Raw genomic sequence first — 16922 nt, forward strand, 5'->3', positions numbered from 1 at the left:
GGCGCGCGCCAGTTCGTGCAGCGCGAGGCGCATCAGCAGGCCGTCGCGGCCTTGGCGCTCGTACTCGGCGGGCATCTCGACGGCCGCCATCAGCAACTGGCGCAGCAGCGGCGACACCTCGAGCACCTCGCACTGGCGGCCATGGCGCGGCGCCTCGCGCGGCTCGATGTAGAGGCTGCGCGTGCTCACGCCCAGCATGCGCACGCGGTGCGGCTGGCCCGCCGGTATCCACACGCCGCGCTGCGGCGGCACCACCCAGGCACCGTCGTCGGTGCCGACCTCCATCACGCCGGTCGCGCCGTAGAGGAACTGCGCGCGCCGATGGCTGTGCGTGGGCAGCAGCTGGCCCGGCGGGTAGTCGGTGCCGATCGCGAGCACCGGGCGGGCGACGGCGTCGACGGCATCGATCGGGACATTGCGCATGAGGGTGAGGAAGGCTTGGCCGGAACGAAAACATCATTGTCCGGCTTGCGCGGGCGCGCCGCACGGCAGCGGCCTATCTTCGAGGCCTGTCTTCGTTCTCCTGGAGTGCCTCTCGTGTGGATCTATCTCCTGCTCGCGGTCTTCGGTGGCCTCGCGGGCGTCACCACCGTGCTGTTCGGCTTCGGCGGTGGCTTCGTCGTCGTGCCGCTGCTCTACCGTGTGCTGCTGCTCGCGCATGGCGAGCACAGCGCCACCGGCCGCGCGGCCATGCACATCGCGGTGGCGACCTCGACCTGCGTGATGATCGTGAGCGCGCTGCTCGCCACGCGGCGCCACCAGCGCGCCGGCACCATCGACTGGCCGCTGATCCGGCCACTGCTCGGCTTCATCGGCCTCGGCGCCATCGTCGGTGCCGCGGCCGCGGTGCAGGCCGATGGCGGGTTCGTACGGCTGGCCTTCATCGTCTACCTGGGCGTCACCATCCTCGACTGCCTGCTGCGCCCGGGCTTCATCGTGCGCCGTGCCACGGCGACGGCGGCCATCGCGCCGCTCTCGCGCGGCATCGCCACCGCGGGCAGCTTCGTCATCGGGCTGATCGCGGCCTTCCTCGGCGTGGGCGGCAGCGTGATGACCGTGCCGCTGATGCGCCGCCGCGGCATCGACATGACGCGCGCCACCGCCATGGCCAACCCGCTGTCGCTGCCCATCGCGCTGGCCGGCACCGCCACCTACATGGCGCTGGCCTGGCGTTCGGGCGCGGCGCTCGAGGGCTGGCACCTCGGCTACGTGGACCTGCCGGCCTTCGCCGCGCTGGTCGCCGGATCGCTGCTGGGCGTGCGCGCCGCCGCGCCGCTGATCGGCCGCCTGCCCGACCGCGTGCATGCCTGGGGCTACCTCGCGCTGCTGGTGGCGGTGCTGCTGGGCATGCTGCTGCGCTGAGCCGGTTCGCGAAACGCGCGCCTGCTTGTCATCGAAGTTCGACAGTTGGGCGCCGGCGGTTGCGGCGCCGCGCCGGGCCTGCCACCATGGCCGCATGCCTTACCAACTCCATTACTGGCCCACCATCCAGGGCCGCGGCGAATTCGTGCGGCTCGCGCTCGAGGCCGCCGGTGCCGACTATGTCGACGTGGCGCGCGAGCGCGAGGACCAGGGCGGCGGCGAAAGCGCCCTTGGCCGCCGCCTCGCCGATCCCCTGCAGACGCGGCCGCCGTTCGCACCGCCCTTCCTCGTCGACGGCGACATCGTCGTCGGCCAGACCGCCGCGATCCTGCTCTACCTGGGGCCGCGCCTGGGCCTGGCCGGCGTCGGCGAATCGGACGGCCTGTGGACGCACCAGCTGCAGCTCACCATCGCCGACGCCGTGGCCGAGGCGCACGACACGCACCATCCGCTCTCGACCGGCGACTACTACGAGGACCAGCGCGATGCCGCGCTGGCGCGTGCGAAGGGCTTCCGCGAGCAGCGCATCCCGAAGTTCCTGAACTGGTTCGAGCGCGTGCTGCAGCGCAATCCCTCGGGCGACCTGCACCTGGTGGGCGACGTGCTGACCTATGCCGACCTCTCGCTGTTCCAGCTGGTCGACGGACTGCAGTACGCCTTTCCCAAGGCCACCGCGCACGCGCTCGCGAAGACGCCGGCGGTGGCGAAGCTGCATGCCAACGTCCGGCGCCGCCAGAGCGTGCAGGCGTACCTGCAGAGCCCGCGCCGCATCGCCTTCAACGAGGAAGGCATCTTCCGGCGCTATCCCGAGCTGGACGCCTGATTCAGCGCACCAGCGCCGCCGCATCGCGCCATGCGGGTAGCGGCACCAGGCCGGCCATGGCCACGGGCTTGGCCTGCGGGCCGAACAGGTAGCGGTTCGGCACGATGCCTTCGAGATGTCCCAGCACGTCGCTGCGGTCGTCGATGAAATGCGTGATGCCCAGTTCGCGGCAGTGGTCGGCCTTCTGCGGACGCTGCAGGCAGAAGCGCAGGTTGCCGGGCGCCATGCCCGTGCGTTCGAAGAAGCGGTGGTGCGCGAGCCAGGCGCGGCTCTTGGCCTGCACGCTCGGACTGCACTTCGACACCAGCCAGACGCGGCCCTCGAAGCGATCGACCAGCGGCGCGACGGCCTCGAACATGCCTTCGTAGGGCGGCGTGTCGAGCGCGTCCCGCAGCGAGCCGCCGATGAAGGCGGTGTCGCCGCCGTCGGCCCGCTCGGCCGCGATCAGCACTCGGCCGATGTCGATGCCCAGGCGCGGGAGATGTTGCGATGCGGTCTTCATGTCGTGTTCCTTTCTTTTGTGTGTGCGGTGGATCGTAGGAACGAAGCCCATCACCAGGAACTACCGATATGCGATGGGCTATCCATAGAATGGATAGGTGGACATCCCCCGCACCAACCTCGATGCGCTGCAATCCTTTGCCGTGTTCGCCGACACGCTGAACTTCAGCGAGTCGGCGCGCCTGCTGCACATCAGCCAGCCGGCGCTGCATGCAAAGGTGCGCAAGCTCTCGGAGCAGCTCGACGCCAAGCTCTACCTGCGCGTGGGCAGCGCGCTGCAGCTCACGAACGCGGGCGAGCAGGTGGCGCGCCATGCGCGCGAGCTGCTACTGCTCAACCAGCGCTTCGTGAAGGGGCTCGCGCAGGGGCAGGAGCAGGCGGTGGTCAGCCTCGCGGCCGGCGAGGGCGCGTACCTCTACCTGCTCGGCAAGGCGCTGTCGCAGTTCTCGGGGCCGGGTGCCTCGCCGCACCTGCAATTGCTCACGCGCAACCGCGACGCTTCGGTGCAGGCGGTGCGAGCGGGCCAGGCGCAACTGGGCATCGCGCCGCTGGGCGCCGTGCCGGCCGATCTGCATGCGGTGCGGCTCACGGTCGTCGGCCAGGTGCTGGTGCTGCCGCGCGCGCATGCGCTGGCCTCGCGCCGTTCGGTGCGCCTGCGCGACCTGCAGGGCGCGCAGCTGATCGTGCCGCCCGCGGGCCGGCCGCACCGCGAACTGCTCGGCCGGCTGTTGCAGGCCGAGTCGGTGTCGTGGCAGCCTTCGCTCGAGGCCGATGGCTGGGAACTGATGCTGCGCTTCGCCCAACTGGGCTTCGGGCTGACGGTGGTGAATGCCTGCTGCCGCATTCCCAAGGGCCTGGTGGCGGTGCCGCTGCAGGGCTATCCGCCGCTAGAATACCACCTGTTCCACGCGGCCGACCGTCCGCCTTCGGTGCACGCGCAGCGTCTGTGGAATGCGCTGCTCGCGCAAGCCGATCACTGGAGGAGCGCATGACGCCCGAGGACGCGAGCCGGTTCATCGCCTACGTGCTGCGGCATGCGCCCGAATCCATCGGCCTCGCGCTCGATGCCGAGGGCTGGGCCGAGATCGATGCGCTGGTGGCCGGCGCGGTGGCCGCGGGCCGCGCGCTCACGCATGCGCAGGTCGTGCAGGCGGTCGATGCGGTCGAGCGGGGCGCGAAGAAGCGCTACGCGCTGTCGGCCGACGGCCGCTGCATCCGCGCGCTGCAGGGCCATTCGACGCCGCAGGTCCGCCGCAGCTTCGAACCGGCGGAGCCACCGGCCGTGCTGTTCCATGGCACGGCCACGCGCTTCCTCGCATCGATCCGCGCCGAAGGCCTGCGGCCCGGCACGCGGCAGCATGTGCACCTGTCGGCCGACGAGGCGACCGCCGTGCAGGTCGGGCAGCGCCATGGCAAGGCGCATGTGCTGCGGGTCGATGCGGGCGGAATGCAGGCGCTGGGCCATGCCTTCCATCGCGCGGAGAACGGGGTCTGGCTCACGGAGGCCGTGCCGCCGCGATTCCTGTCGGGCTGGCCTTCGTCCGGTTGAGCTACGCGCCCGAGCGCTGGGTGGTCGAACGCGAACGCGAGCGCTTGCGGGTGGTGCGGGGTTCGGCGGCGGGCTGCGCCGCGGCGCTGCGCAGATCCTGGTTGCGCTGGTGCGCGCCCGCGATCACGCGGCGCAGGCCGCGCTCCATCGACTCGAGCTCCGAAGCCGTCATGTGCTCGTTGAACATCTCGTGGATGAGCTTCTGGTAGGGCGGCCACATCTTGCGGCGCAGCGCGCGGCCCTGCTCGGTCAGCACCGCGACGCGGCCGCGCCCGTCGGTCTCGTCGACCTCGCGCACCACCAGGCCCTCGGCCTCGAGCGTGGTGACGATGCGCGAGATGAAGCTGCGGCTGTAGACCGCGCGCTCCGCGAGTTCGTGCATGCGCATGCGGCCGTTCGGCGAGGCGTCGAGCAGCCACAGCACGTCGTACCAGGTCAGCGGCGGCAGGCCTTCCTTGCGGAAGCTGTCCTCCATGAAGTCGAGCACCAGCACATAGGCGCTGATGAAGGAGGCCCAGGTGGAGGTGCCGCGCACGGCGGTGGAACGGGGCGTTGCCATACGGGTGGAGAGCGCTTTCGGGAGTGAGCCTCGATTCTCTCTCCGCCGCGCCGGCCACCCGGGCGCGCACCGCTAGGGCAGTGCCGCGTACCTGGCCTCGGGGTCGATGCCGTAGAGCGACAGGGCGCGTGCCGGTAGTTCCGCGTCGACCACGCCGTCGTCGGCCAGCGCCTTGAGCGCCGCGAGCGCGACGTGATGGCGGTCGACCTCGAAGAAGGCGCGCAGCGCTTCGCGCGTGTCGGAGCGGCCGAAGCCGTCGGTGCCCAGAGTCACGAAGCGGCGATCGCCGACGAAGGGCCGGATCTGGTCGGGCACGATCTTTATGTAGTCGGTGGCGGCGATCGCCGGTCCGTCCTCGCCGGCCAGGCACTGCGCGACATACGAAGCGCGCGGTGCCTGCGCCGGATGCAGGCGGTTCCAGCGCTCGGCTTCGAGGCCGTTGCGGCGCAGCTCCGAGAAGCTGGTCACGCTCCAGATGTCGGCGCTCACGCCGAAGTCGCGCTGCAGCAGCGTGGCGGCCGCGATCACCTCGGAGAGGATCGCGCCGCTGCCCATCAGCTGCACGTGCGGCGCGCCGGCGGTCCGGGCGGCTCGCTTCAGGCGGTACATGCCTTTCACGATGCCTTCCTCGGCACCCTCGGGCATCGCCGGATGCGCGGTTTTCTCGTTGAGCAGCGTGAGGTAGTAGAAGACGTCCTCCTGCGGCTCGCCGTACATCCTGCGCAGCCCGTCCTGCACGATGACCGCGATCTCGTAGGCGTAGGCGGGGTCGTAGGACACGCAGGACGGGATCACCGACGACAGCACGTGGCTGTGGCCGTCGTCGTGCTGCAGGCCCTCGCCCTCGAGCGTGGTGCGGCCCGAGGTCGCGCCCAGCAGGAAGCCGCGCGCGCGGATGTCGCCGGCGGCCCAGGCCAGGTCGCCCACGCGCTGGAAGCCGAACATCGAATAGAAGATGTAGAACGGGATGGTGGCGACGCCGTGCGTGCTGTGCGCGGTCGCCGCCGCGATCCAGGACGACATCGCGCCCGATTCGTTGATGCCCTCCTGCAGGATCTGCCCCTGGCGGTCCTCCTTGTAGAAGCTCAGCTGGTCCGCGTCCTGCGGCGTATAGAGCTGGCCCACGTGCGAATAGATGCCGACCTGGCGGAACATGCCGTCCATGCCGAAGGTGCGCGACTCGTCGGGCACGATCGGCACCACGCGCGGACCCAGCACCGGGTCCTTGAGCAGTTGCGCGAGGATGCGCACGAAGGCCATGGTGGTGGCGTATTCGCGCTCGCCGCTGCTTTGCAGATGGCTCGCGAAGGCCTCGAGCGCGGGCGTCGCCAGCGGGCCCGGTCCGCGCGAGCGTGAGGGCAGGAGCCCGCCGGCGCGCTTCAGGCCGGCCTCGAGACAGGCGGCTTCGGGGCTGCCGGGCGCGGGCTTGATGTACGGAATCTCCTCGAGCTGTTCGTCGGCTACTGGGATCGCGAAGCGGTCGCGGAAGGCGCGCACGGCCGGGTCGCCCATCTTCTTCAACTGGTGATTGATGTTGGCCGCTTCGCCGGCCGCGCCCATGCCGTAGCCCTTCACCGTCTTGGCGAGGATCACGGTCGGCTGGCCTTGATGGCGCACGGCGGCGGCATAGGCCGCATGCACCTTGAGCGGGTCGTGGCCGCCGCGGGCGAGGGCGCCGATCTGCGCGTCGCTCAGGTGCGCGACCCGCTGGCGCAACTCGGGGTCCTTGCCGAAGAAGTGTTCGCGCACGTAGTCGCCGCCGTGCGCCTTGAAGGCCTGGTACTCGCCGTCGACGCATTCCATCATGCGCCGGTGCAGCCGGCCGTCGTGGTCCTGCGCCAGCAGTTCGTCCCAGCCGCTGCCCCAGACGACCTTGATCACGTTCCAGCCCGCGCCGCGGTAGACGCTCTCGAGCTCCTGGATGATCTTGGCGTTGCCGCGCACCGGGCCGTCGAGGCGCTGCAGGTTGCAGTTCACCACGAAGATCAGGTTGTCGAGCTTCTCGCGGCCCGCCATCGCGACCGCGGCCAGGGTCTCGGGCTGGTCCTGCTCGCCGTCGCCGAGGAAGGCCCAGACCTTGCGGCCCTGCGCCGGGATCAGCCCGCGGTCCTCGAGGTAGCGCATGTAGCGCCCCTGGTAGGCGGCCATCAGCGGGCCCAGGCCCATCGAGACGGTCGGGAACTGCCAGAAGTCCGGCATCGTGCGCGGATGCGGATAGGAGGCGAGGCCGCCGCCGATCTCGCGCCGGAAGCGGTCCATCTGCTGCTCCGACAGGCGCCCCTCGAGGTAGGCGCGCGCATAGATGCCCGGCGAGGAATGGCCCTGGATGTAGAGCATGTCGCCGAGGAATTCGGGCGTGGCGGCGCGGAAGAAGTGCCGGTAGCCGGTCTCGTAGAGCGTGGTGGCCGAGGCATAGGTCGCGATGTGGCCGCCGACGCCCGAGTGCTTGCCCGCGCGCAGCACCAGCGCCATCGCATTCCAGCGCAGGTAGGCGTCGAGCCGCAGCTCGATGTTCACGTCGCCCGGAAAGGCCGGCTGGTCGGCGACGCGCACGGTGTTCACGTAGGGCGTGGTGCGCGGTGCGGCATAGCGGCCGGCGGCCGCGTGGTCCTGCTCGATCAGCTGGTCCAGCAGGTAATGGGCCCGGTCGCGGCCTTCGTGGATCACCACGGCGCGCATGGCGTCGAGCCATTCGCGTGTCTCTTGCGGATCGATGTCGTCCGCGCTCGCCAAGTCGTTCATTCGTTGCTCCTTCGTTGTGCGGTTCGTTGTTCGAACGTCGTTCGCATCTCACTAAATTTCATTATGTGGATATGAATCGTGCAATGCGCAAAGGCAATGTATCCCCAGTTGATTGCAAATGCAATCAGTTGTGCTGTAACCTGCCTGGCGTGGATCGAGGCGATGCGCGAGCTGAAGAAGGCTGAACTGGCCATGATTCGCCGCCATGACCTCGATCACGGCGGACCTATCTACATGCGATAGCAACTATCGATGTGGCAGGTCCGTGCCCATGCCCATGGCGCCCGCCGGGGCCGAAGACAACCCCTCGAGAACCCAAAGGCATCCATGCCGCCCTCCGACCCGTCATCCAGCTTTCCCACGCCCGCGCAGTTGCGCGACCTCGATCCCGCGGACCTCGTCGAAGTGGCCACCGATCTCCGACGCGCGCTGCTGCGCAGCGTGTCGCGAACGGGCGGCCATCTCGCCTCGAACCTCGGCGTGGTCGAGCTCACGCTCGCCTTGCACCACGCCTTCGACACGCCACGCGATGCGCTGGTATGGGACGTCGGCCACCAGTGCTATGCGCACAAGATCCTCACGGGCCGCGGCCCGGCCATGGGCACCCTGCGCAAGGTGGGTGGCCTGTCGGGTTTCACGTCGAGGGACGAATCGCCCTACGACCCCTTCGGTGCCGGCCATGCAGGCACGGCCGTCTCGGCGGCGCTGGGCCTGGCGATGGGCATGCGCGACGATGGCCGGCATGCCGTCGCGATCGTCGGCGACGGCGCGCTGTCGGCGGGCATGACTTTCGAGGCGCTCAACCATGCGGGCAGCTTCGCGACCCTGCCGCTCGTCGTGGTGCTCAACGACAACGGGATGTCGATCTCGCCCGCGCTGGGCGCGCTGCACCGGCATCTGCGCGGGCTGGTCGAGCGCGGCGCTTCCGCTCGAGGAGATCACCGCTCGTTGTTCGAGCTGCTCGGCCTGCGCTACACCGGTCCCATCGACGGCCACGATGTCGAGGCGCTCGTGGCCGCGTTCCACGCCGCGAAGCGATCGCGCGCGCCGCAGGTCATCCACGTCGTCACGCAAAAGGGCCGGGGCTACGCACCGGCCGAGGCGGACCCGACCACCTACCACGGCCCCGGCCCCTTCGATCTCGCCGTGGGCGTGGTCGCCAAGGCGGCGAGCCGCCCGACCTTCAGCCAGGTCTTCGGCGAATGGGTCTGCGATGCCGCGGCAAACGATCCCGCGGTCGTCGCGATCACGCCCGCGATGCGCGAGGGCTCCTGCCTGGTCGATTTCGAGCGGCGGTTTCCCTCGCGCTTCGTGGATGCCGCCATCGCGGAGCAGCATGCGGTGACGCTGGCCGCGGGGCTCGCGGCGGCCGGCATGCGGCCGATCGTGGCGATCTACTCGACCTTCCTCCAGCGCGGCTACGACCAGCTCATCCACGACGTCTGCCTGCAGAACCTGCCGGTGCTGTTCGCGATCGACCGCGCGGGGATCGCGGGCGGCGACGGCGCCACGCACCTGGGCGCCTTCGATGTCGCAGCGCTGCGCTGCATTCCGAACCTGCTGCTGATGACGCCGGCCGACGGGCACGAGTGCCGGCGGATGCTCGCGCTGGGGCTGGGCCACGACGGGCCATCGGCGGTGCGCTACCCGAGGGCCGTCGTGCCCGCGGACGACAGCGTTCGCACGGACCAGCCCCTGGCGATCGGCCGCGGCGTGGTCGTGCGCAGGTCGACGAGAAACAAGCCCGCCAGGGTCGCGCTGCTCGCCTTCGGCCCCTTGCTCCACGCCGCGATGGACGCCGCCGAAGCGCTCGACGCGACCGTCGCCAACATGCGCTTCGTCAAGCCGCTGGACGAGGACCTGCTGCTCGACCTGGCCGCGACGCACGAGGTGCTCGTCACGCTCGAGGAGGCCTCGGCCATCGGCGGCGCGGGCGCGGCCTGCGCGGAGCGCATCGCGATGGAGGGGCTGCCTGTGCGGGTGCTGCGCCTGGGCCTGCCCGACGTCTTCATCGGGCATGGGGACCGAAGCGAACTGCTCGCGTTGCAGGGCCTCGATGCGGCGGGCATCGTCGGGGCGATCCGGGCGTTCGTCGAAATGCACTGACGGCCCGCGCAACGCGCGGATGTAGGGCAAACGCGCCTCTTGCCCCGCCGGCATGGCGCGGCGCCAGGGCTCTGCCCGACAATTCGCGCCGAATCCTCCGCACCCGGCGCGCCTTGTTCTTCAAAACCGCTTCCACCGACATCCGCCGTGAAGGCGAGGGGCCCCTGGCCCGGGCGAGGGCGCGCCTGCCGTCGCCGATCGCCTGCCTGGTGTTCGTGCTGTCGGTGGCGCTGCTGGTGGCCATGGGGGCCTTCTTCGGCGACAACGCCGGCAGCAAGTACCCGCCGGGCGCGACGCAGCACATCACGCGGGCCGACTGGCAGGTGCAGCGCGCGAACGGTTTCATGGCGCCACCGCTGATCTTCGGCAGCCAGTCGCTGCCCGATGCCTGGCAGCCGGTCGAGCTGCCGCTGGCACTGCCGATCGCGCTGTTGGCCCAGGCCGACGCCAACACGATCTCGAACCCGGGCAAGGAGACGCGCACCACCTGGCTGCGGCTGAAGGTGCCGCCCCATCCCGGCCTGCGCGGACCGCTGGCGTTGTACGGCGCGCGCGTGAAGACCGACGGCACGATCGCGGTCTATGCCGATGGCCGGCTGGTGCATCGCGCGCAGGAGCTGGGGCCGCTGTGGAACAGCACCCGCACGCCGCTGTGGGTGGTGTTCGAGCAGCGCGACGACGGCTCGGCCGCGCGGCCGGCCGAGATCCTGATCCGGCTCGAGCACACGCGCGCCGCGCAGGTCGGCATCGCCTCGCTGTGGCTGGGGCCGGCCGATGCGCTCAAGGGCCGCTACCAGATGCGCCAGTGGCTGCAGCAGGAACTGCCCGCGATGCTGAGCGCGGCCTTCATGGCGGTGGGCGTGTTCGCGCTGTTCGTGTGGTTGTGGCGCCGGCACGAGACCGGCTACCTGCTGTTCTTCAACCTCGCGACCACCTCGTACCTGCGCGGGCTGCACTTCTACGTGTCGCTGCCGATCGCCAACGACTGGTTCGCCTGGCTCACGGTCAATGCGCTGTTCTGGCTGGTGGCGGTGGTGCACTTCGCGCTGCGGCAGCTGCACGACCGGCCGCTCACGCTGCTGACCTGGGCCGTGACGACGATCACGCTGCTCGTCAGCGTGCTGACCCTGCCCGGCATCGCGCTGCTGCCGAACACGCCGCAGGTCACGCCGCTGATCTACCTGGTGGCGGCGGCCATGGGCACGGTGGTCGGGCTGGTGGGCGGCATCAGCGCCTGGCGCCGATCGCCCGAGGGGCGGCTGGTGGCGGCCGGCATCGGCGCATGCGTGCTGCTGGGTGCCACCGACTGGATGGTGCAGAACAACATCGTGAGCCCAGAGGGCTGGTACCTGGGCGCCTATGCGAATGCCGTCACCTTCAGCGTCTTCGGCATCCTGCTGTACCGGCGCTACGTGCACGCGATCGGCGAGGTGGAGCGCGTCAACGCCAGTCTCGCGCAGCGGCTGCAGGCGCGCGAGAGCGAACTCGACCTGAGCCATCGCCGGCTGCGCGAGGTCGAGCGGCAGAAGACCATCAGCGACGAGCGCCAGCGGCTGATGCAGGACATGCACGACGGGCTGGGCTCGTCGCTGATCAGCGCGATCCGCTCGGTGGAAGAGGGCCGGCTCAGCGACCAGAAGGTGTCGCAGATCCTCCAGGGCTGCCTCGACGACCTGAAGCTCACCATCGATTCGATGGAACCGATCGATGCCGACCTGCTGCTGCTGCTCGCCACCTTGCGCTACCGGCTCGGCCCGCGGCTCGAGGGCATGGGCGTGTCGCTGACCTGGGAGGTGCAGGAGATCCCGCCGCTGCCGTGGCTCGATCCGTCGAGCGCGCTGCACGTGCTGCGCATCGTGCAGGAAAGCATCTCCAACATCCTGCGCCACACGCGCGCCACCACCATCCGCGTGGCGACCGGCACGGATGCCGCGCACGTGTGGGTGCGCATCGAGGACAACGGTCAGGGCTTCGACGTCGAGCAGGCCCTGACCGGCGGCCGGGGCCGCGGCCTGCAGAACATGCAGCGCCGCGCGCTCGCGGTGCAGGGCCACGTGGCGTGGGAGTCGGATGCCGCGGGCACGCGCTTCCTGCTGTGGCTGCCGCTGGTGCGGGCCGAGCGCCCTTCGGGGGCATGAGCCGTCGGGTACAGTGACGGCCCCTTGCCGCCGCACACCGACCCCTCCTCCGCCGACCACGGCATCCGTCTCGAATCCGTCGTGCTGGAGCGCGGCGCACAGCGCGTGTTCGATGGCCTCTCGCTCGAGCTGCGCGATGCGCGCATCGGCGTCATCGGCGACAACGGCGCCGGCAAGAGCAGCCTGTTCCGGCTGATCAGCGGGCTGGAGCAGCCGGGCGAAGGCCGGGTGCGCGTGCATGGCTGCGATACGGTGGCCGATCGCCGCCAGCTCTCGCAGCACGTCGGCCTGATGTTCCAGAACCCCGACGACCAGATCATCTTTCCGACCGTGGCCGAGGAGCTGGCCTTCAGCCTCACGGCGCGCGGCGAATCGCGTGGCGAGGCACGCCGGCAGGCGCGCGACTTCCTCGCGCGGCGCGACCTCGCGGCCTGGGCCGAGCGCGCCATCGGCGAACTGAGCCAGGGCCAGCGCCAGCAGGTGTGCCTGCTCGCATTGCTAATCAGCCGGCCTGCCACCCTGCTGCTCGACGAACCGTTCGCGAGCCTCGACCTGCTGAGCCAGGCCCGGCTGTCGGCGCAGCTCGCCGCGAGCGACCAGCAGGTGCTGGTGTCGACGCATGTGCTCGAACACGTGCACGACTTCGAGCGCGTGCTGTGGCTGGCGCAGGGCCGGGTGCAGGCCGACGGCCCGGGCCGCGAGGTCTGCGAGGCCTATGCGCAGGACGTGCGCCGCCGCGCGGCGATGGACCTGACGCATGCGTAGCCTCTACCTCGATCGCCGCACCTGGATGCACGCGGTGCCGGCGTGGCTCAAGCTCGCGCTGCTGTCGGCCGGCGGCACCGCGCTCGTGCTGACGGACCGGCCGGCGGTGCTGGGCGCGGCCTGCGGGCTGGCGCTCGCGCTGTTCGCCTCGCTCGGGCGGCCCGCGTGGAACCGGGTGCGCACGCTGTTCGGCATCGCGATCGCCTGCGCGCTCATCGTCGGCTTCCATGCGCTGCTCGGCACCACCTTGCTCGGCGTGGCGAGCGCGCTGCGCATCGCCACCGCCGCGGTGCTCGCGCTGATGCTCACGCTGACCACGCGCTTCGAGGACCTGCTCGCGGTGCTCGAGACGGTGCTGCATCCGCTGCGCCGCCTGGGCGTGCCCACCGACCGCATCGCGCTCGGCCTCGGACTCACGCTGCGTTTCGCCGAGAACTTCTATGTGCAGTGGCAGCGGCTCGACGACGCGCATCGCGCGCGCGCCGGCCGCGGCGGCGGGCTGCGGCTGCTGGCGCCACTGACCATCCGCACGCTGCAGACCGCGGAGCGCGTGGCCGATGCGCTCGCGGCGCGGCTCGGGCGCTGATCAGGTGGTGGCGCGGAAGCGCGTGAGGCTCACGTAGTCCTTGCGCGGGCCGCGCACGGTGTGGCGCAGCGTGAAGCTGCCGTCGGCCAGGAAGCGGTAGAGGCTGTCGTAGAGGTCGGCGGCGCACAGGTGCGCGGCGGTGCCAATCCAGGCGCTGGCCTCGTCATCGCCCGGTTGCAGCGCGATCTCGTGGAACAGGCGGGGCGGCTGTTCGGCGAACAGCACCGCGAAGCCGCCGGGACGGCCTTGGTACAGATACTCGCGATGCGCATCGAAGGCGCGGCCGTCGAGCAGGCGCAGCCGGCCCTCCTCGCGGTAGTGCAGGGTGGCGTGCGCCGCGCCCGGCGCGGGGCGGAAGACGGCCGTGCCGTGCATCGAGGCTTGGCCCTCGATCGTGCGTTCGAAGGTCCAGCCGCCCGCGAGCCGGGCCCAGACCTGGTCAGCCTCGCCCCATGGCGAGAGAGAAAGGGTGGGGTCAGGCGCCTGCATGGCGGCGACTCTATCCCCAGGCGGAATGGCCCTCCATGTCGGACGGAGGCGATTGATTGTTTCCTTCTCGTGAACGCCGCGGTTCCATTTGCCTAGGGTTTTTACCTAGGTTCGAGGCGCACAATTCATCTCACGGACCAGCCGCCGGCTCCAAGACAAGTAGAAGGCAGCGACTGATCTGGGTGAACAGGCACTAGCGAGGTGGCCGCCCCCTTAACGGACGGCGCCCCCCAAGACCGGTTCGAATCATCCAAAGTCAAGTCACAAGAATTGAAGGAATACTCAAATGAACGCCTCGAAGCTCCTCTCCGCCGTTGCCCTCTCCCTGCTGGCCGCTGCCGGTGCAGCCCATGCAGAAACCTATGAGGGCGTGCATCCCCTGACCTCGGCCGCCAGCCGCGCCGAAGTCGCCGGCCAAGCCGTCATCGCCGCCCGCAGCGCCGATCCCTATGCCGAAGGCGCCAACGCCGGCCCGGCCCAAGTGATCGTGTCGCAGACCAACCTGGCCACCGTGCGTGCCGAAGCCGTTGCTGCCGCGCACAGCGCCGACCCGTATGCCGAAGGCGCTTCGTCGGGCGTGGCCCCGCTGATCGCCAGCACCGTGGACCGCAATGCGGTGCGTGCACAAGCCCGCGCTGCTGCTCGCGGCGACGCGCTGCCGCTGTAATCGGCACCCAGAACTCGGTCGCATCGCGGGGCTCGCCCCCGCGGTGAGTCGAGAGGTTTAGCCACCCGGAGGCCGGCCCTTGCGAAAGCAGGGGCCGGCCTTTCGCTTGAAGGTGGTTAATCCAAAGCATTAACGGCCGATGCCGCGTGCTTCGCGGTCGATGCGGCCAAGAAGCCGGGTCTGTCGCGCAAATCGCACAGACCTGCAGGAGGCGCATCGAGCGCTTTCGGCTTCCATGCGTCGCGCGCGAACCCGCGCGGTCGCTGGCGCACCGCAGCAAGCCACTGCAACGTTGCACCGCCGCGGTGCGCTTCATCCTCCCATTCGGCCGATCGCACGAGTCACCGTCCGCCGAATGGCGCATTGCCATGCTGCAATGCATGATCGATGATGTTGCTCGCGGCTCGATGGACCGCACAACGTCATGCTTTCGGCCTACAGCGCCATTGTGGTGCGGGCACGCGAAAATGTACGGGCGCTTCTGCCACGACAAAAGCAAGCACGACCCTCGCCGCCGAGCGCGGCTGACCCATTACGCATGGCCCTCACTCTCGACACCGAAGACACGCGACAAAGGATCCACGATCTCGTGTGGTCAGGCTTTCATCACGACGCCGACGTCGAATGGATGATCACCGACGAGTACCTCGATCCCGACGAGCTGACTTCCGATGACCGGGCCTGGGTCAAGGCCGAGACCGCGCGCGCCTGCGCCGCCAAGCACGTGGCCGAGGCCGAGTGGCCCGCGCAGACCGAATACGACCGCCTCGAGACCGCGTTCGCGCAGCTGCGCGAAGAGAAGATCATCGCGCTGCATCGCGCGGGCAACACGCTGGCCGACGGCCAGGACGATGTGCGCGAAGCCTGGCGTGCCGCGGGCCGCGACGCCTCGGGCATCGTGGGCTGCTGCTTCTATCACGCGCAGGACCTCGAGCGCGCGGTGCGCACCGGCCGGCTGCACCTGGCCTTCAGCGGCGGCCTGATCCCCGAGATCGCGCGGCGCGAGGCCAACACCGTCGCGGTCGGGCAGCGCATTGCCACGCTGCTCCAGGGCGTCGGCTTCGTCGTGCACTGGAGCGGCAACATCGACGAACGCATCGAGGTCGACCTCGGCCAGTGGCGCAAGCGAGGCCCATCGGCGTGAGCGTGCAGGCCTGGCAGCCGCCGCGCCGCATCGATGCGATCGATTTCTGGCTGCGCTCCCGGTTGCTGGCCACCGCGCATGGGTTGCGCGAGACCTTGCGTCCTTCCGCGCGGCGCTGGCCCGTGGCCGATGCGCTGGCCGACGCGCCGGTGCTGGCGCGGTTCAGCAGCCCGCTGTGGACCGATGGCCGCGACGACGAATTCGCGCTGGTCGCCGGCAAGGTGCAGAACCTGCGCGTGGCGCGCGGCGCCTTCGATGCCATCGAGGTGCCCGCGGGCGAGGTGCTGAGCTTCTGGTGCCAACTGGGCCGTCCCAGCGCCTGGCGCGGCTTCGTGCAGGGCCGCGAACTGCGCGGCGGCTGCGTGGTGCCGACGCTGGCGGGCGGGCTCTGTCAGCTCTCGAATGCACTGGCCACGGTCGGCGCCCGCGCGGGGCTCGAGCTGGTCGAGCGCCATGCCCACACCGCGCGCATCGAACAGGCCGCGGCCGCGCCCGACGATGCAGTGGACGCGACCGTGTTCTGGAACTATGTCGACCTCAAGCTGCGCGCGCGCCATGCGTGGCGGCTCGAGGTCGAGCTCACGGCCACCGAGCTGGTGCTGCGTATCCGCGCGCATGCGCCGCGGGTCGCGCCGCGCGTGATGTGGCGTGCGCCGCACGATGTGGGCGCCGATGCGCCATCGCCGCCCGTGGCGCGCGGCTGCCTGAGCTGCGACCGCAACGATTGCTTCCGTCACCGGCCCGCGTTGCCGGCCGCGGCTCAGGGGCGGACCGCCGTGCTGCTCGACGCGTGGACGCCCGAATTCGCGCGCTACCTCGAGGCCCATCATGCCGAGGCCGATCGCCTGCAGCGCGCGCCCGTGCGGCTGGCGTTCTGGCGGCCGATGACGGATTGGCGCGGCGGCAATTCGCCCGTGCACCGCCCCTGGCTGGCCAGCGTTCGCGGTGCGTTGTGGCGCCGCCTGTGGGCGCGCCAGGAAGGCGGGCGACGGCAGGCCAGCGTGATCGATGCGCAGCGCTGGCTCGCGCAGGCCTTCGCGACACGGCTGCTGTCCGAACACACGCAACTGGTGGTCGACCAGGCGCTGCTGCCGCATCTGCAGCGCCTCGGCGCGCTCGACGGACGCGCGCTCACCGTGCTGGCCGGTGCGCTGCCGATGGCCGAGATCGAGGCACGTCTCGATGCGGCCGCGGCGCGCTGGCCCGACGACACCACGCTGCGCGACTTCCGCGCCGTGCCGTCGATGGTGCGCGCCGAAGCCCAGGCGTTGGCACGTGCCGCGGTGGTGATCACGCCGCATGCGGCGGTTGCGGCCACGATGGCCAGCGCGGCGCCGCAAGCCACGCTCGAGCGGCTCAAGTGGGTGCTGCCCGGCATGTCGCCGCGCGCGAACCGAACCCCGGACGACGGCGCGCCACTCGTCGTGCTGCCCGCCAGCGCCCTCGCACGCAAGGGCGCGCGCGAGCTGGCCGAGGCACTGCGCGGCATCG

General features: G+C 70.6%; 17 protein-coding genes. 11 read left to right on the forward strand and 6 right to left on the reverse strand.

The annotated features are described in order from the left end of the window. Nucleotides 1-423 (reverse strand): AraC family ligand binding domain-containing protein (locus AC27VN_RS13050; protein WP_490876804.1); only part of this gene is annotated, 423 nt, incomplete at its 3' end. Between the two features lie 114 nt (nucleotides 424-537). Between AC27VN_RS13050 and AC27VN_RS13055 the strand changes: the two genes are divergently transcribed. Together AC27VN_RS13055 and AC27VN_RS13060 are read left to right on the forward strand one after the other, a co-directional pair. Continuing rightward, on the forward strand, nucleotides 538-1362 hold the full coding sequence (locus AC27VN_RS13055) for a sulfite exporter TauE/SafE family protein (RefSeq protein WP_296796118.1): 825 nt from the start codon (nucleotides 538-540) through the stop codon (nucleotides 1360-1362). Between the two features lie 94 nt (nucleotides 1363-1456). Further along, complete coding sequence (locus AC27VN_RS13060; RefSeq protein ID WP_296781477.1) at nucleotides 1457-2185, forward strand: glutathione S-transferase; 729 nt, start codon at nucleotides 1457-1459, stop codon at nucleotides 2183-2185. Between the two features lies 1 nt (nucleotide 2186). Here AC27VN_RS13060 and AC27VN_RS13065 read toward each other — a convergent pair whose 3' ends face one another. Then, nucleotides 2187-2687: a hypothetical protein gene (locus tag AC27VN_RS13065; RefSeq protein WP_490876805.1), complete on the reverse strand. Its 501-nt coding sequence runs from the start codon at nucleotides 2685-2687 to the stop codon at nucleotides 2187-2189. Between the two features lie 97 nt (nucleotides 2688-2784). On the opposite strand from AC27VN_RS13065, the gene AC27VN_RS13070 reads away from it, so the two are divergent. After that, nucleotides 2785-3678, forward strand: coding sequence for a LysR family transcriptional regulator (locus AC27VN_RS13070; protein WP_490876806.1), 894 nt, complete (start codon nucleotides 2785-2787; stop codon nucleotides 3676-3678). Next, on the forward strand, nucleotides 3675-4235 hold the full coding sequence (locus AC27VN_RS13075) for an RNA 2'-phosphotransferase (RefSeq protein ID WP_490876807.1): 561 nt from the start codon (nucleotides 3675-3677) through the stop codon (nucleotides 4233-4235). Before AC27VN_RS13070 ends, AC27VN_RS13075 begins: the two co-directional genes overlap by 4 nt. Before the next feature lies 1 nt (nucleotide 4236). Here the strand turns inward: AC27VN_RS13075 and AC27VN_RS13080 are convergent, their stop codons facing one another. The 3 genes from AC27VN_RS13080 to AC27VN_RS13090 form a co-directional block, all read right to left on the reverse strand. Further along, nucleotides 4237-4794: a MarR family winged helix-turn-helix transcriptional regulator gene (locus tag AC27VN_RS13080; RefSeq protein WP_431511210.1), complete on the reverse strand. Its 558-nt coding sequence runs from the start codon at nucleotides 4792-4794 to the stop codon at nucleotides 4237-4239. Nucleotides 4795-4866: 72 nt separating this feature from the next. After that, the gene (aceE, locus tag AC27VN_RS13085; RefSeq protein WP_490876808.1) at nucleotides 4867-7536 is read right to left on the reverse strand and encodes a pyruvate dehydrogenase (acetyl-transferring), homodimeric type; all 2670 of its coding nucleotides are present in this window, start codon (nucleotides 7534-7536) and stop codon (nucleotides 4867-4869) included. After that, nucleotides 7533-7730, reverse strand: coding sequence for a hypothetical protein (locus AC27VN_RS13090; RefSeq protein ID WP_490876809.1), 198 nt, complete (start codon nucleotides 7728-7730; stop codon nucleotides 7533-7535). Before AC27VN_RS13090 ends, aceE begins: the two co-directional genes overlap by 4 nt. A 133-nt stretch (nucleotides 7731-7863) precedes the next feature. Here AC27VN_RS13090 and AC27VN_RS13095 point away from each other — a divergent pair, with 133 nt between their 5' ends. The 4 genes from AC27VN_RS13095 (at nucleotide 7864) to AC27VN_RS13110 (ending at nucleotide 13131) form a co-directional block, all read left to right on the forward strand. Beyond that, nucleotides 7864-9642, forward strand: a complete 1779-nt coding sequence (locus tag AC27VN_RS13095; protein WP_490876810.1) for a 1-deoxy-D-xylulose-5-phosphate synthase — start codon at nucleotides 7864-7866, stop codon at nucleotides 9640-9642. Between the two features lie 242 nt (nucleotides 9643-9884). Beyond that, nucleotides 9885-11780 (forward strand): sensor histidine kinase, encoded by a 1896-nt coding sequence (locus AC27VN_RS13100; protein ID WP_490876816.1) that lies wholly within the window; start codon nucleotides 9885-9887, stop codon nucleotides 11778-11780. 24 nt (nucleotides 11781-11804) lie between these two features. Then, nucleotides 11805-12545 carry an energy-coupling factor ABC transporter ATP-binding protein gene (locus AC27VN_RS13105; RefSeq protein WP_490876811.1) on the forward strand — a complete coding sequence of 247 codons (741 nt, stop codon included), beginning with the start codon at nucleotides 11805-11807 and terminating at the stop codon, nucleotides 12543-12545. Beyond that, complete coding sequence (locus AC27VN_RS13110; protein WP_490876812.1) at nucleotides 12538-13131, forward strand: energy-coupling factor transporter transmembrane component T family protein; 594 nt, start codon at nucleotides 12538-12540, stop codon at nucleotides 13129-13131. Before AC27VN_RS13105 ends, AC27VN_RS13110 begins: the two co-directional genes overlap by 8 nt. Here AC27VN_RS13110 and AC27VN_RS13115 read toward each other — a convergent pair whose 3' ends face one another. Further along, nucleotides 13132-13620 carry a DUF6314 family protein gene (locus AC27VN_RS13115; RefSeq protein WP_490876813.1) on the reverse strand — a complete coding sequence of 163 codons (489 nt, stop codon included), beginning with the start codon at nucleotides 13618-13620 and terminating at the stop codon, nucleotides 13132-13134. 286 nt (nucleotides 13621-13906) lie between these two features. Between AC27VN_RS13115 and AC27VN_RS13120 the strand changes: the two genes are divergently transcribed. The 3 genes from AC27VN_RS13120 to AC27VN_RS13130 form a co-directional block, all read left to right on the forward strand. Beyond that, nucleotides 13907-14287, forward strand: coding sequence for a helicase SNF2 (locus tag AC27VN_RS13120; protein WP_093350449.1), 381 nt, complete (start codon nucleotides 13907-13909; stop codon nucleotides 14285-14287). Nucleotides 14288-14825: 538 nt separating this feature from the next. After that, entirely contained in the window at nucleotides 14826-15431 is a 606-nt protein-coding gene (locus tag AC27VN_RS13125; protein WP_490876814.1) for a DUF6891 domain-containing protein, read from the forward strand. Continuing rightward, on the forward strand, nucleotides 15428-16922 hold a 1495-nt coding region (locus AC27VN_RS13130), incomplete at its 3' end, for a VanW family protein (protein WP_490876815.1). The genes AC27VN_RS13125 and AC27VN_RS13130, both read left to right, overlap by 4 nt.

The sequence above is a fragment of the Variovorax sp. 20P10.2.4 genome, from assembly GCF_058244205.1.